This is a genomic window from Pseudoalteromonas sp. MMG006, assembly GCF_018101025.1.
Lineage (GTDB): Bacteria > Pseudomonadota > Gammaproteobacteria > Enterobacterales > Alteromonadaceae > Pseudoalteromonas.
Genome location: NZ_JAGJEJ010000008.1, coordinates 124,892 through 139,590 on the forward strand (window position 1 = coordinate 124,892; position 14,699 = coordinate 139,590).

Sequence of the window (14,699 nt, forward strand, 5' to 3'; positions counted from 1 at the left end):
TTAACCAATAATTTTTAGTAATTTTATCTTCCCGTACTATGCTTTTAACATACCTTTTTAAATGGACTAAGGCATGACAAAGTTGGTGCTGGCAATTGATGACGATAAGTATGTTCATCATATAGTTGAAGAATCTTTAGCTGGGTTTTGCAAAGTAATACATGCTGAGGATGGCGATGAAGGATTACGTCTCACTACTAAGTACAACCCTGATATTATATTACTCGATATAGAAATGCCGGGTCTCTCTGGCTACGATGTATGTAAAACTCTCAAGCAAAACGAAAGTACTAAAGATATTCCTGTCATGTTTCTTTCTTCAAAAGTTGAGCTAAGTGATCGTGTTAAAGGTTACAGTTTAGGCGCATCCGATTACATTACAAAACCTTTTAATGCAGAAGAATTGACAGCGCGTATAAAAGTGCTCTACGAATACAGGCAGCAATGTGCAAGACTAAAACTTGATATAGAAAAAGCAAATAAAACAGCTGAAATGGCGATGGCTGAATCTGGTGATATGGGACGCATAATGCGTTACGTTGGGCAAAGTTATCATGCTAATAATTTTCAAACATTAAGTGAGTATTTTTTAGCATTTTTCACACCATTAGATTTAGATGTGGTGGTTGTCTTTTGGTACAAAAGCCAAGGTATTTTTTATAGTCAGCAAAGTGGTGTATGTCCGCTTGAGCAAGAACTGCTTGAGCAGCACCGACACTCAAAGCGTTTTGTAGATATTGGCAGTAGTACAATTATTAATTACCCAAAAGTTTCTTTACTCATAAAAAATATGCCAATAGAAAACAGCGTGCTATATGGGCGATTTAAAGATTTATTCCCGCATATTTTAGAGGTTACAAACGAGAAGGTCGTAACTATGGAAAGAAGCGAAAGTAGTTATGAGCAGGCGGCTCAAATAAGCACCGCACTGCAAGATATTGTTAAACAATTAAATAGTCAAAATGTTGCGCAAAACACCACCGCTAAAGTATTTATAGAGCAGCTACATGAGCTTGATTGTGCTGTAAAGCAGCAAAAAGAACAGGCCAATCATGCTGATTTAACGCTCTATCTGTCTCAACTAAATGAAACCATGCAGTTATTTGCTTCAGCAAATAGTGATTTGGCATTTATTAAGTACCAACTCAAACAAGTAACAGAAAGCCGTAACGAGCTGCTTGCAAATTTACGAAGCAAAGCCGAAGCCGCACAGCAAAATATTAATCATCATAATGATATAGAGCTATTTTAGGGCGTTAACGCTTGTTATACTGAAGGCGTATTTTATCGTCGGAGTGTAAAGTGGTTATTCAGTGTGCTTTTAAAGAGTTGTGCCCATATTTAAATGAGCTAGAAACGCGTTTTAACTTAGCCCAGTGGGCACAAAGTTGTAGCGGTTTTAGCTTACATTACGACGATAAAGGGTTGAGCCTTTTAAAAACTGATGAGCCAAAATTAGGCGCCATTAATGTAGACTTTGTAACAGGCGCAGTGGCCCACAGGCGTAAATTTGGTGGTGGCAAAGGCCAATCAATAGCTAAAGCGGTTGGGCTAAATAAGGGGGCAACTCCCGTTGTGCTTGATGCGACCGCAGGCCTTGGTCGAGATGGCTTTGTACTTGCCTCACTAGGCTGCAAAGTAATATTACACGAGCGCCACCCTGTAGTAGCTGCTTTATTGTATGATGGTTTGCAGCGTGCCTACGACGACATTGAAATAGGCCCTTGGATGCAACAAAATATGAGCCTTATATTTGGCTCAAGCCATACATTACTTGAGCAATGCGAAAGTATGCCTGATGTAGTGTATTTAGATCCTATGTTCCCACACCGTGAAAAATCAGCGCTAGTAAAAAAGGAAATGCGTGTATTTCAAGAGCTTGTTGGTGCAGATACCGACGCGGATGATTTACTCGATTTTGCCTATCCACTTGCCAGTAAGCGCGTTGTAGTAAAGCGCCCTGATTACGCACCGTTTTTAAATAACAAAACCCCAAGCATGCAAATTAAAACCAAAAAGAATCGTTTTGACGTTTATGTAAAAGCGGCCATGGTTTAAAGGCTGCTATTACGTTAGCTGAACGGCCTTAAGGATCTAGGATCTTATGTGGGTTTCATGTTAGAATTCGCGCAATTTTTTGGCATAGTTAAGTAGCACAGCAATGATCTTAGATGATATTCGCATCGTTTTAGTAAATACCTCACACTCAGGCAATATTGGTTCTGCGGCTCGCGCCATGAAAACCATGGGTTTATCAAAACTTTATTTAGTTGATCCTGCCTGTGAAGTAGACAGCCATGCAAGCGCACTTGCAGCCGGTGCTACAGATGTTTTAGGTAACGCGGTTATTGTTGATACGGTAGCAGATGCTATTGCTGATTGTGCGTTAACAATTGGCACAAGTGCACGCTCACGTACGCTATCTTGGCCTATGGTTGAGCCTCGCGAATGTGGTGAAAAGCTAGTCGCTGAGGCTGTAAATGGCCCAGTAGCGCTTGTATTTGGCCGTGAGAATAGTGGCTTAACAAACGAAGAGCTTCAACTTTGTAATTACCATGTATGTATTCCTGCAAACCCACAATACAGCTCGCTTAATTTAGCAATGGCAGTACAAACACTGAGCTACGAAACACGTATGGCATTTTTAAACCAACAGCCTGCAAAGGTTGAAGAATACGATGCTGTTTATCCAAGCTCAAAACAAACAGAGCTATTTTATGATCACCTTGAAGACACGCTTTTCAAAACAGGCTTCATTATTAAACAACATCCAGGCCTTGTGATGACTAAGTTACGCCGTTTGTTTAACCGTGCTCGCCCTGAAGATGCCGAAATGAATATTTTACGCGGTATTCTAACATCTATTAATAAGTCTATTCCTAAGTAAGGTATAGTTATTGGTTATAAAAACCACGGTTAAATAGTTAGCTAATACTTGACTAAAATACTCAGGTAATTACAATGTCTGTAATACCTGACCAAACAGGTCAAGTATTGAAAGTTTGTTAGCCTACTCAGCAACAAGCACTGTAGGTTTAATCAAATTTTTATCAAGTTATAATACTTGACTATTTTACTCTGGTAATTAAAATTTGCACTCTTTTGTGCAGGGGGCGTTATGAAGTTAACATCAAAAGGCAGATACGCCGTTACAGCTATGCTGGATGTTGCACTACATGCAAGTGTAGGTCCTGTAGCCCTTGCTGATATTTCACAAAGACAAGAGATTTCTTTGTCTTACCTTGAACAATTATTTGCTCGTTTACGTAAAAATGGCCTAGTAAGTTCTGTTCGTGGACCTGGTGGTGGTTATTTACTAGGACGAGAAGCGAATGCAATTTCGGTTGGCGATGTAATTAGCGCCGTAGACGAATCGGTAGACGCAACACGTTGTCAAGGTGCCGATACCGGCTGTCAGAGTGGTATGCGCTGCTTGACTCATAACTTATGGTCTGATTTAAGTGCGCGTATAGAAGAATTTTTGAATAATATTACCCTTGCTGAATTGGTGGAAAAATCAGATGTGAAAGAAATCGCATCGCGCCAAGATAACAGTATCAACAATGCAATTAAGCAGTTGGAAAACATTCAAGTAAGCTGTCAACTTTAAGGTTGACCCGCAGCGGAGAGAGAAATGAAGTTACCGATTTATTTAGATTACGCAGCTACCACGCCTGTTGATGAGCGTGTTGCAAAAGAAATGATGCAATGCCTTACAATGGACGGTAATTTTGGTAATCCTGCGTCACGTTCGCACCGTTTTGGTTGGCAAGCTGAAGAAGTGGTTGATCAAGCGCGTACAGATATTGCTGATCTAATCAATGCAGACCCACGTGAAATTGTTTTCACATCGGGTGCTACAGAATCAAACAACCTTGCAATTAAAGGTGCTGCACAGTTTTACAAAAAGAAAGGTAAGCACGTTATTACCGCTAAAACTGAGCACAAAGCTGTAATCGATACATGTCGTGAACTAGAGCGCCAAGGTTTTGATGTTACTTACATGGACGTTGAAGAAAACGGCCTATTAGATCTTAAAAAGCTTGAAGACACAATGCGTGAAGACACCGTACTTGTAAGCATTATGCATGTAAATAACGAGCTAGGTGTAATTCAAGACATCAACACAATTGGCGAAATGTGCCGTGAACGTAAAATTATGTTCCACGTAGATGCAGCGCAAAGTGCAGGTAAAGTATTAATCGATGTACAACAACTTAAAGTTGATTTTATGTCGTTCTCTGGTCATAAAGTATATGGCCCTAAAGGTGTTGGTGCACTTTACGTTCGTCGTAAACCACGTGCTCGCCTTGAAGCTCAAATGCACGGTGGCGGCCATGAACGTGGTATGCGCTCTGGCACACTAGCTACTCACCAATTAGTGGGTATGGGTGCAGCATTTAGAATTGCAAAACAAGATTTTGAAAAAGATCACGCACATATCAGTGCATTACGTAAGCGTCTAATTGACGGCATTATGGCTGATATGGACGAGGTTTACTTTAACGGCGCACAAGATCAGTCAGTACCTGGTATTGTAAACATCAGCTTTAACTTTGTTGAAGGTGAGTCGTTGCTTATGGCGGTTAAAGATATTGCAGTATCGTCAGGTTCTGCGTGTACATCTGCAAGTTTAGAGCCTTCTTACGTACTACGTGCGCTTGGCCGTAACGACGAATTAGCACATAGCTCAATTCGTTTTAGTATTGGTCGCTTCACTACAGAAGAAGAGATTGATTACACCGTTGAATTAATGAAAAACTCTATCGGTCGCCTACGTGAAATGTCTCCTTTATGGGAAATGCATCAAGAAGGTATTGATTTAGATTCAGTTGAATGGGCTCACCACTAATACGAGTGAGCACGTACCGTAGCAGGTAATGAGGATAGAATTATGGCTTATAGTGATAAAGTAATCGACCACGTAGAAAACCCACGTAACGTAGGTGTTCTTGATAAAAACGATCCGTCAGTGGCAACGGGTATGGTTGGCGCACCAGCATGTGGTGACGTAATGAAATTGCAAATTAAAGTATCGTCTGAAGGCGTTATTGAAGATGCAAAATTTAAAACATACGGTTGTGGTAGCGCAATAGCTTCATCTTCACTTGTAACAGAGTGGGTTAAGGGTAAAACGTTAGACGAAGCTGCAACAATTAAAAACACTGATATCAGTGCAGAGCTTGAATTACCGCCAGTGAAAATTCACTGCTCAATTTTAGCCGAAGACGCAATTCAAGCAGCAATTGCAGATTACAAAAGCAAACAAGCGAACTAAGAGAAATTCATGGCAGTGACATTGACAGATGCGGCAGCAAACCGCGTACAATCATTTTTAGCAAACCGCGGTAAAGGTTTAGGCCTGCGCGTTGGCATTAAAACGACGGGTTGTTCAGGTCTTGCTTATGTACTTGAGTTTGTTGACGAGCTAAACGAAGACGATGAAACATTTGCAGCTAAAGGTGTTACCTTAATTGTTGACGCTAAAAGCCTTGTTTACATTGACGGCACAGAGCTCGATTACACTAAAGAAGGCTTAAATGAAGGGTTTAAATTTAATAACCCTAATCAAGCTGACGAGTGTGGTTGTGGCGAAAGCTTTACCGTTTAAGCTCAACTACCTTTGTAGTATTTATAAGCCCTGCCAGTAATTGTAGGGCTTTATTATTTGTGAATTATATTGGTTGAAGTTATGCGTTATTTTGAGTTATTTGCAGTTCCCGTTGATTACAATATAGATTTAGCAACGATTAATAAGCACTACTTAGAGCTACAACGTACTGTGCACCCTGATCGCCACGCAAATGCGAGTGCCCGCGATAAGTTAATGGCTGTACAAAGTGCTGCTGAAATTAACGATGCGCTACAAACTTTAAAGCACCCAGTAAAACGTGCTGAGTATATGCTCAGTGAGTTAGGTGTTGATATTCGTGCAGAGCAGCAAACGCTTCAAGATCCTATGTTCTTAATGCAACAAATGGAATTACGAGAAGAGCTTGAAGAGCTCTCATCTGCAAGCGATCCCGATACCGCTATTGCCAATTTTGAAAAGCAAATAAAACAGTTAAATGAGCAATACAGCGCACAATTGGCCGAGCAGCTGGCGAGTAACAATGAGCAGCAGTATCAACTTGCGGCAGATAATATTCGTAAACTAAAGTTTGTTTATAAATTACGTGACGAACTTGAGCGCATTGAAGACAGTTTATTCGACGATTAATTACTTGCTAAACAGCAAGCAACACGAGTTTAAAGAGTATTATGGCATTATTGCAAATTGCTGAGCCGGGGCAGAGCGCGGCACCACATGAGCACAAACTAGCAGTCGGTATTGACCTAGGAACCACTAACTCACTAGTGGCTACAGTACAAAGCGGTGAAGCCCGTACATTAACTGATGAGTTAGGCGCAGCGATGTTACCATCGGTTGTGCGTTATCAGGCTGGCGGTATTACAGTGGGCGCAGATGCAGTACAAGCTGCAACACAAGACCCTGCTAATACGCTTATTTCAGTAAAACGTTTTTTAGGTAAAACTCAAGCTGAAATTGAGCAAAGTTATGGCCAGTTACCTTATGACTTTTGCGAAGACAATGGCACTTTAGCGATTCAAACAGAGGCTGGAAAAATCAGCCCGGTTAAAGCGTCTAGCCATATTTTAGGGGCATTAAAAGCCCGCGCTGAAAAAAGCTTTGGTAACCAAGAAATTTTAGGTGCTGTTATTACAGTTCCTGCGTACTTTGATGACGCTCAGCGCCAAAGTACTAAAGATGCTGCAGAACTTGCCGGTATCAACGTATTACGTTTATTAAATGAACCTACAGCGGCAGCGGTAGCTTACGGCTTAGATTCTGGTCAAGAAGGTATTATTGCTGTTTACGATTTAGGTGGCGGTACATTTGATATATCGATACTTCGTTTACACCAAGGTGTATTTGAGGTTATGGCCACAGGTGGCGACTCAAGCCTAGGTGGTGACGATTTTGATTCACTACTCGTTGACTACTTTAAGCAGCAAACAGGTGTATCGGTATTATCTCCATCGGTATTGCGTTTATTTATTAATAAAGCAAAGGCCTGTAAAGAAGCGCTTAGCCAGTATGCAAAAGTAAATGTAGTGCTTGAGTTTGATGAGCAAAAATACACAGTAGAAGTAACGCGCGAAAAGTTTGATGAACTAGCAATACCTCTTGTGAAAAAAACGCTTCGTTCATGTCGTCGTGCTGTAAAAGACGCAGGCATAGAAAACGAAGAAGTACTGCAAGTTATTATGGTTGGCGGTTCTACACGCATGCCACTTGTACGTAGCCAAGTACAAAGCTTTTTTGATAAAGAGCCACTTACTTCAATTGATCCGGATCGGGTGGTTGCATTGGGTGCTGCACTTCAAGCAGACGTACTAATTGGTAACAAGCCAGATTCTGACATGTTATTGCTTGATGTATTACCTTTGTCGCTTGGTCTTGAAACTATGGGCGGCTTAGTTGAGAAAATTATTCCGCGAAATACTACAATTCCGGTAGCGCGTGCTCAAGAATTTACTACGTTTAAAGATGGTCAAACGGCCATGTCTTTACATGTGCTGCAAGGTGAACGTGAACTCGTTGATGATTGCCGCTCGCTTGCTAAATTTAGCTTAAAAGGCATTCCACCAATGGCAGCCGGCGCTGCGCACATTCGGGTTACTTTTAAAGTAGACGCTGATGGTTTATTAAGTGTTTCGGCAATGGAAAAATCAACAGGTGTTCAAGCCGATATTCAAGTTAAGCCTTCGTTTGGTTTATCTGATGACCAAGTCGCTAGTATGCTAAAAGAGTCGATGAGTAATGCTAAAGACGATATGCAAGCGCGTATGCTAAAAGAGCAGCAAGTAGAAGCACTGCGAGTTATTGAAGCATTAGAAGCATCGCTTGCTGTAGACGCAAACTTATTAGATGAAGTGCAATTAGCTAATCTAAAAGCCGAGATCGCAGAGCTTGCTAAAGTGCGCGAAACTGCACAACAGCCAAGTGATATTAAAGCAGCGATTGAAAAAGTTGATAATGCGAGCAGTGAATTTGCATCACGCAGAATGGACGCATCAATTAAAAAGGCCCTTACAGGGCAGTCAGTAGACAATATTTAAGAGAGATTAGAATGCCACAAGTTATTTTTCTTCCACATCCGGAGTTGTGTCCTGACGGTGCAGCAATTGAAGCACCTGCTGGCCAAACCGTACTTGATGCAGCACTAAAAAATGGCATTAGTATTCCACATGCATGTGAAAAATCGTGTGCATGTACAACGTGCCATTTAGTCATTCGCGAAGGCTTTGACTCACTTGAAGAAAGTGATGAACTAGAAGACGATATGCTAGATAAAGCATGGGGCTTAGAGTCTGAATCGCGCCTAGGTTGCCAAGCAATTATTAGAGATGAAGACTTAGTGGTTGAAATACCAAAGTACAATCTCAATATCGTTAATGAAGAGCACTAGTTTTTAATTAACGACTAATCTATTAAAAGCCGCTGTTTGATACAGCGGCTTTTTTGTTTTTAAAAGGTGTGTGAGCATGTAGCAGCGACTTTACGTCGCGTTTTTAAGCAAAGCTCGTGAGTTATTTTGTAGGCGCGAAGCTTGTCTGCGTTGTGTGTTTTTGCTCTAGGTTTTGAATATAGAAGCTGTGCTTCTCACGTGAGCAAGCTCAACGTCTACAGCATATTAAAACACTTACACCAAACTGGTAGACGCACAGCTTGCTGGCGTGACGAGCAAAGCCCGTAAGTTTTTTGTAGACGCGAAGCTTGCTTGCGTTATGCGTTTTTGCTCTAGGTTTTGAATATAGAAGCTGTGTTTTTCACGTGAGTAAGCTCAACGTCTACAGCATATTAAAACACTTACACCAAACTGGTAGACGCACAGCTTGCTGGCGTGACGAGCAAAGCTCGTATGTTGTTTGTAGACGCGAAGCTTGCTTGCGTTATGTGTTTTAACTCTAGGTTTTGAATATAGAAGCTGTGCTTCTCACGTGAGTAAGCTCACCGTCTACAGCATATTAAAACGCTTACACCAAACTGGTAGACGCACAGCTTGCTGGCGTGACGAGCAAAGCTCGTAGGTTATTTTGTAGTCGTAAAGAGTTAGCCTTGGCTCTATGCCACGCATTAAAAGCTAACACCTTAAAACGTAATTTTGGAGGTTTATTTTGAGTAATCTAATTTTTTCTGACTCGTTTATTAATGGTGAATTTTATAAAACCAACCAGCGCTTTAGCGTTGACGATCCCGCTACCGACAAAAGTATTGTAGAAGTAAGTGACATAGACGAGCAGGGTGTAAATAGCGCTATAACTGCCGCACAAGGCGCTTTTGTAAAGTTAAAGTCAACGAATGCTACTGAGCGTAGTGAAACGCTGATGCGCTGGTATGAGCTAGTTATAAAGCACAAGCAAACGCTTGCAGAGCTGATGACTAAAGAGCAAGGTAAACCACTTAAAGAGTCACTTGGTGAAATAGACTACGGTGCTGGATTTATTAAATGGTTTGCTGAAGAAGCAAAGCGTAGTTACGGCGATGTGATCCCACCTACCGACAATAACCACCGTTTAACCAGTTTTAAACAACCTGTAGGGGTTGTAGCGGGTATTACGCCATGGAACTTCCCTGTTGCAATGGTGACGCGTAAAGTTGCCCCTGCTTATGCTGCAGGTTGTAGTTTTATATTAAAGCCTTCTGAGCATACACCTCTTTGCGCCATCGCATTAGCATACCTTGCTGATCAAGCGGGCTTTGTAAAAGGTGCTTTTAATGTACTTGTCTCACAAGATTCAAAAACAGTAGGCAAAATGCTTACAGACTCAGACGTTGTGCGCAAATTTACGTTTACCGGCTCAACAGGGGTAGGTAAGCAGTTGCTTTCGCAATGTGCAGATACAATTAAACGCACCTCTATGGAACTTGGCGGCAATGCACCGTTTATTATTTTTGATAATGCCGATATAGATGAAGCAATTGAAGGCCTCATGGCAGCTAAATTTAGAAATAGTGGGCAAGCGTGTGTTGCGGCAAATCGAATTTTTATACAGCGTAGTATTATTGATAAAGTGCTTTCTAAAGTTGCCCCTAAAGTGGCAGCACTTAAAGTGGCAAATGGTTTTGAAGAGGGTGTTGATATTGGTCCGCTTATTTACCCAAAAGCGAAAGATAAAGTACAGCAGCTTGTTCAAGATGCCCTTGATAAAGGAGCCGATTTAATTGGCAATAATAGCGATTTGGGTGGTAGTTTCCAAAACCCATTAATCGTCACTAACGTAACCACTGAGATGGATATTTACCATGAAGAAGTATTTGGCCCGGTATTAACGGTTATTCCTTTTGATGAAGAGAGTGAAGTGCTCGCATTAGCTAATGATGTACCTTATGGGTTAGCTGCGTACTTTTATAGCCAGAATACTAAGCAAGTTTATCGCGTAAGCGAAGGGCTTGAGTTTGGCATGGTAGGTGTTAATGAAGGGGCTATCTCAAATCCTGTCGCCCCTTTTGGTGGCGTTAAGCAATCAGGCCTTGGGCGCGAAGGTGGGCATCAGGGGCTTGATGAATATCTTGAAGAAAAATACGTTTGTATAAAAATTTAGTTACATCACATAGGTGGGTTTCGTTACATTTAAGTTTATTGCATAAGTGTGGCATAAAGATGAACTTTCCCTTTTACGGTTGCTACATAAAGCGCTTAGTGCTACCTTTATGACCATATTTTTGTTAATAAATAACATAAAAATTGTAATAAAAATAAAAAGTATTTCTATAAGTAGAAATAACCCCGTGTGTAAATGCCACCGCAAGGTGGCATTTTTTTGTAGTATTACGCTATTGGGGTGTACCCAGGTAGATTTTCAAGGTCTACTTCATCTAATTGCTCTGGATTAGCATACTTAAGTATGTATTTTTTATACACTCCAGATTCTATAAAAATTGCAAAAATGTCGGCATCAAGATGATTATTATTAACCATCAACCCCAGGATATTTAAGCATTCGCTTACCGGCTTTGCTTTTTTGTATGGTCTATCTACGGCAGACAGCGCCTCGAAAATGTCAGTAATAGCCATGAGCCTAGCAGGAACCGACATTTGATCTTTAGTAAGGCCTCGGGGATAACCTGTCCCGTCTAGTTTTTCATGATGTCCAAGCGCATACTCTTTGACATTACTCAAATGCTTAGGAAACGGTAGGGCATCTAAAATATTCTTAGTTACATCCATATGACGCTTCATAATGTCACGCTCACCTTGAGTTAATGTGCCTCTGCGTATGGATAGGTTTTCTACTTCATCATCGTTAAGCAATGGCATTGTTTTACCATTAATTTCTAATGTGTATTTATTGGCAATTCTTTGAATTTTGTTTAGTTCGTTCTCACCTAAAAACTCTCCGCCTACATTAATGCGCTTTAATAGTGCTCTATCTAAAGAGAGTTGTTTTAGTTCAGTATCAAGTAAACGCTCTAGTTGTTTTACTTCAATAGGTTTATTTAGCTTAAGCGCAGAGATAATTTCCCGTTGGTAAGAAATGTTTAAATCACGTTTAATAACTTCAAACTTTGCATCTATATATTTTATGCGATCAAATATGGTTTCAAGCTTTGTCGATTTTTCCATAATGTGATCAGGTGTAGCGATTTTTCCACAATCATGAAGCCAGCCTGCTACATCAAGTTCATGTCTATCGGCTTCAGACATAGTGAAGGATGCCAAAGGTCCTTTGTTATTATCATGTACAGCATCAGCAAGCATTAGAGTAAGCGCTGGTACCCTTTTACAATGGCCGCCAGTGTGTGGTGACTTTTCATCGATTGCCATTGCAATTGTTTCTGCAAAAGTGGTAAATAACTCTTCCATACCTCTAATAAGGGTAGAGTTAGTCAATGAAATAGCACCTAATGATGCAAAAGATCGTGTGAGGGTGACTAACTCCTCACTAAAAGGAATAATGTCGTCATTTTCATCTTTAACATTGATAAGCTGTATAACGCCAATAATATCATCGACATGATCTTTTAAAGGGATCGTTAACATTGATTTGGTACGATAGCCAGTGAGCGAGTCCATATTACGAGCTGCGCTCATATCGAAAGGGAGCGCAGCATACACATCTGGAATGTTTATATACTTACCTGAGTTTACTGAATGCGCTACGATTGCAGTTTCGTTTTCTTTACCATCTATAAAAAGATCTATATTTGGGAAGTCGATTGGGCTGTCTTCGTCACCTCTTAGGTGTAACCCTAATGTTTTGTTAATTACCGTTTCAAATTTAAGTTGCTTGTTGTCAGTAATAGAGTAAATACTACCAGCATCAGCGTTAGCAACAGACATCACTACCTGTAAAATTTCGTTAAGTAATTTACTCGAATCTTTTTCTGTCGTTAATCTGATACTAATATCAACGAGATGACGAAGATTTTTTTTATCTTTAATGTGTTGTGGCATATTTTTATTACTTTGTTTGATGTCTGAAGGCACCGTTCCAGTCCTTTGATAATGTGTTCAAATTGGTTTCATTAATTCGCTTAATAAAAATGGCGTAAATATGAGAGCTAAATACCGATGTACTTTCTAGCTCAATAAATAAGGTAAGTGATTCTTGCCAATTTTTATTGTAATAATGCGTCATAGCTTCTGCTGACTTACTAAGCTCAGCTATTTGAGCTGTATTTAAATTATCAGTAAAGTCGATAGGCTCAAATAACTCTGTCGCTGACGTTTTTCCTACAACTTGTACTTTATCAATTAACCTAAAGGAAATATGTGGGCATGCTATCATTGTTTCTTTAGTAACCAGAATAGCTACCTCATAAAACTTGGTCAAGCTTTCAACTCTTGAACCTAAATTAACTGCGTCGCCTAATACAGTATAAGCTTTACGATATTTAGATCCCATGTCCCCGACATTCATGTCGCCAGTATTTAAACCAATACCAATGTTGATAGTGGGTAGTTTTTTTTCTAAAAATGCTTCGTTAATCGAGTTTAACCCTTGGATCATGGCGATTGCGGCTTCTACACCATGTTTTGCATGCTCATCGTCTTTAAGAGGGGCATTCCAAAAGGCCATAATCATATCGCCGACATACTTGTCTATTGTACCACTGTGCTTGAAGATAATTTCAGTTGTTGCAGAGAGATATTGATTTAAGTATTCACTTAATTGGTGGGCAGACATATTCTCAGATAATGAAGTAAAGCCACGAATATCTGCAAATAATACGGTCATGTTTCGTTTAACACTTTGCTGTGGAAGATTACTGGACTGATTAATAAGCTGGTTAATATGATCAGGAGGCACATATTGATCAAACATCGATTTTATTTTTCGACTGTGTTTCATTTCTGCTATTGAGCCCACAAATATATAGTAACCAGATAATATTGCGATGAGTAGCAGGGGCAAAAGCAGCGGCAAACTTATTTTTTCTATGCTCCATAAGTAAAAGTTAAATAATACAACTAAGGCTGCGACAGACAAAGTCACCGTCACAATGTATCTAGCATTTTTTTTATAACTTAAAATAGTTAATAAAATACCCACAACCACGATTATTAATAACGTTGCGCCAGATGACCAACTAGGCTGTGCAGGAAGTATTTCAGGATGAATTAATCCTCGAAATATATTGGCATGTACTTCAACTCCTGGGTACTGTAACCCAACTGGCGTAGCTCTTAAATCAGCTAAGCCAATGGCTGATGTGCCAATAAAAGCAACTGACCCTTCAAGCTCAGCTTCTCCAATTTTGTCTTTTAAAACATCTGTTGCTGAATAATACGTAAAACTACCTTCGGGGCCTTTATATGGAATGAGTATTTTTCCGTATTCATCGGTTTGTATCCACTGATTGTTCAACTTAATTGCGTCAAATAGTGTAATCCCATTTAAAATATGAGAGCGAGTCTCAATTTTGTCAGCAAGTGTATAAAGTCTGGCAGCTTCGAGCGCTAAAGAGGGGTAAAGTGTATTCCCTATTTTATTTACAAGAGATGCTTTTCGAATAAAGCCGTCATGCTCACTGTGTGCATTAATAAAGCCATTGCCAGAAGCGTTGTTTTGCAACGTGGGTATATTAACGGCAGCGCCTGAAAATACGTTAAACTGTGAGTTTTTTTGATCATTAAGGGCCCAATAAACACTACTGCTAGGCAGTGGGTTGGTGTGCTGGTGAGCGTCATTATTTAACAAAAAACCTAGTACGGTATCGTTATTAGACAGTGCTTTAGCCAATTTGGAATCGGCATCAATTTTTTGTTTAACCTCGCTAACTTTCAATTTGTTACTGTTTATAAAGTTAGGGAACTGTGACTCTATTTGGCTAATGGGGTTTATTTCTGGTTCGGAAAAAAATATATCAAAAGCAATAACAATAACGCCGGCTTCAGTTAATTTATTAACTAGCTCAGCTATTTTTGAACGGCTCCAAGGAAAGCGCCCCTGTTCTGCCATACTTTTATCATCTATATCGATAATAACCACTGATTCATCATATTGCTTTGCTGTAGAGGGGAGGGTTAACACTAATCTTGAGTCGTAAAGTATACCTTCAACCCTGTTTAATAATTGAGCAAGAGCGCCAGAAGAAAACAGCTCAACAGCAGCGACTAAAAGTGTAATGGTTACACCGATAAAAAAGTGTCTATAAATCTTTGGGATAAGAGAGTTATTAATTGGCG

At 40.1% G+C, this 14,699-nt stretch carries 13 protein-coding genes; 11 read left to right on the forward strand and 2 right to left on the reverse strand.

The window, feature by feature from the left end; translation table 11 throughout:
- Positions 1-73: 73 nt before the first annotated feature.
- The 11 genes from J8L73_RS10165 (at position 74) to J8L73_RS10215 (ending at position 10,611) form a co-directional block, all read left to right on the forward strand.
- Positions 74-1,252 (forward strand): response regulator, encoded by a 1,179-nt coding sequence (locus J8L73_RS10165; RefSeq protein WP_211016726.1) that lies wholly within the window; start codon positions 74-76, stop codon positions 1,250-1,252.
- Between the two features lie 50 nt (positions 1,253-1,302).
- Positions 1,303-2,058: a class I SAM-dependent methyltransferase gene (locus J8L73_RS10170; protein ID WP_211016728.1), complete on the forward strand. Its 756-nt coding sequence runs from the start codon at positions 1,303-1,305 to the stop codon at positions 2,056-2,058.
- Positions 2,059-2,161: 103 nt separating this feature from the next.
- A complete protein-coding gene (gene trmJ / locus J8L73_RS10175; protein ID WP_211016729.1) occupies positions 2,162-2,887 on the forward strand; it encodes a tRNA (cytosine(32)/uridine(32)-2'-O)-methyltransferase TrmJ in 726 nt (241 codons plus the stop codon).
- A 231-nt stretch (positions 2,888-3,118) separates the two neighbouring features.
- A complete protein-coding gene (gene iscR, locus J8L73_RS10180; RefSeq protein WP_058547562.1) occupies positions 3,119-3,610 on the forward strand; it encodes a Fe-S cluster assembly transcriptional regulator IscR in 492 nt (163 codons plus the stop codon).
- Positions 3,611-3,634: 24 nt separating this feature from the next.
- Positions 3,635-4,852: an IscS subfamily cysteine desulfurase gene (locus tag J8L73_RS10185; protein WP_058547561.1), complete on the forward strand. Its 1,218-nt coding sequence runs from the start codon at positions 3,635-3,637 to the stop codon at positions 4,850-4,852.
- Between the two features lie 42 nt (positions 4,853-4,894).
- Complete coding sequence (gene iscU / locus J8L73_RS10190) at positions 4,895-5,278, forward strand: Fe-S cluster assembly scaffold IscU (protein WP_138682518.1); 384 nt, start codon at positions 4,895-4,897, stop codon at positions 5,276-5,278.
- A gap of 9 nt (positions 5,279-5,287) precedes the next feature.
- Positions 5,288-5,611 carry an iron-sulfur cluster assembly protein IscA gene (gene iscA / locus J8L73_RS10195; RefSeq protein WP_006791976.1) on the forward strand — a complete coding sequence of 108 codons (324 nt, stop codon included), beginning with the start codon at positions 5,288-5,290 and terminating at the stop codon, positions 5,609-5,611.
- Between the two features lie 81 nt (positions 5,612-5,692).
- On the forward strand, positions 5,693-6,220 hold the full coding sequence (gene hscB / locus J8L73_RS10200; protein WP_058547559.1) for a co-chaperone HscB: 528 nt from the start codon (positions 5,693-5,695) through the stop codon (positions 6,218-6,220).
- A gap of 41 nt (positions 6,221-6,261) precedes the next feature.
- Positions 6,262-8,124, forward strand: a complete 1,863-nt coding sequence (gene hscA / locus J8L73_RS10205; protein WP_211000363.1) for a Fe-S protein assembly chaperone HscA — start codon at positions 6,262-6,264, stop codon at positions 8,122-8,124.
- Between the two features lie 11 nt (positions 8,125-8,135).
- Positions 8,136-8,474 carry an ISC system 2Fe-2S type ferredoxin gene (gene fdx / locus J8L73_RS10210; protein WP_058547557.1) on the forward strand — a complete coding sequence of 113 codons (339 nt, stop codon included), beginning with the start codon at positions 8,136-8,138 and terminating at the stop codon, positions 8,472-8,474.
- Between the two features lie 709 nt (positions 8,475-9,183).
- Complete coding sequence (locus J8L73_RS10215) at positions 9,184-10,611, forward strand: NAD-dependent succinate-semialdehyde dehydrogenase (protein ID WP_211016731.1); 1,428 nt, start codon at positions 9,184-9,186, stop codon at positions 10,609-10,611.
- A gap of 227 nt (positions 10,612-10,838) precedes the next feature.
- Here J8L73_RS10215 and J8L73_RS10220 read toward each other — a convergent pair whose 3' ends face one another.
- Together J8L73_RS10220 and J8L73_RS10225 are read right to left on the reverse strand one after the other, a co-directional pair.
- Positions 10,839-12,464 carry an HD family phosphohydrolase gene (locus tag J8L73_RS10220; RefSeq protein ID WP_211000424.1) on the reverse strand — a complete coding sequence of 542 codons (1,626 nt, stop codon included), beginning with the start codon at positions 12,462-12,464 and terminating at the stop codon, positions 10,839-10,841.
- Positions 12,465-12,471: 7 nt separating this feature from the next.
- On the reverse strand, positions 12,472-14,694 hold the full coding sequence (locus tag J8L73_RS10225; RefSeq protein ID WP_211016808.1) for an adenylate/guanylate cyclase domain-containing protein: 2,223 nt from the start codon (positions 14,692-14,694) through the stop codon (positions 12,472-12,474).
- Positions 14,695-14,699: the final 5 nt, after the last annotated feature.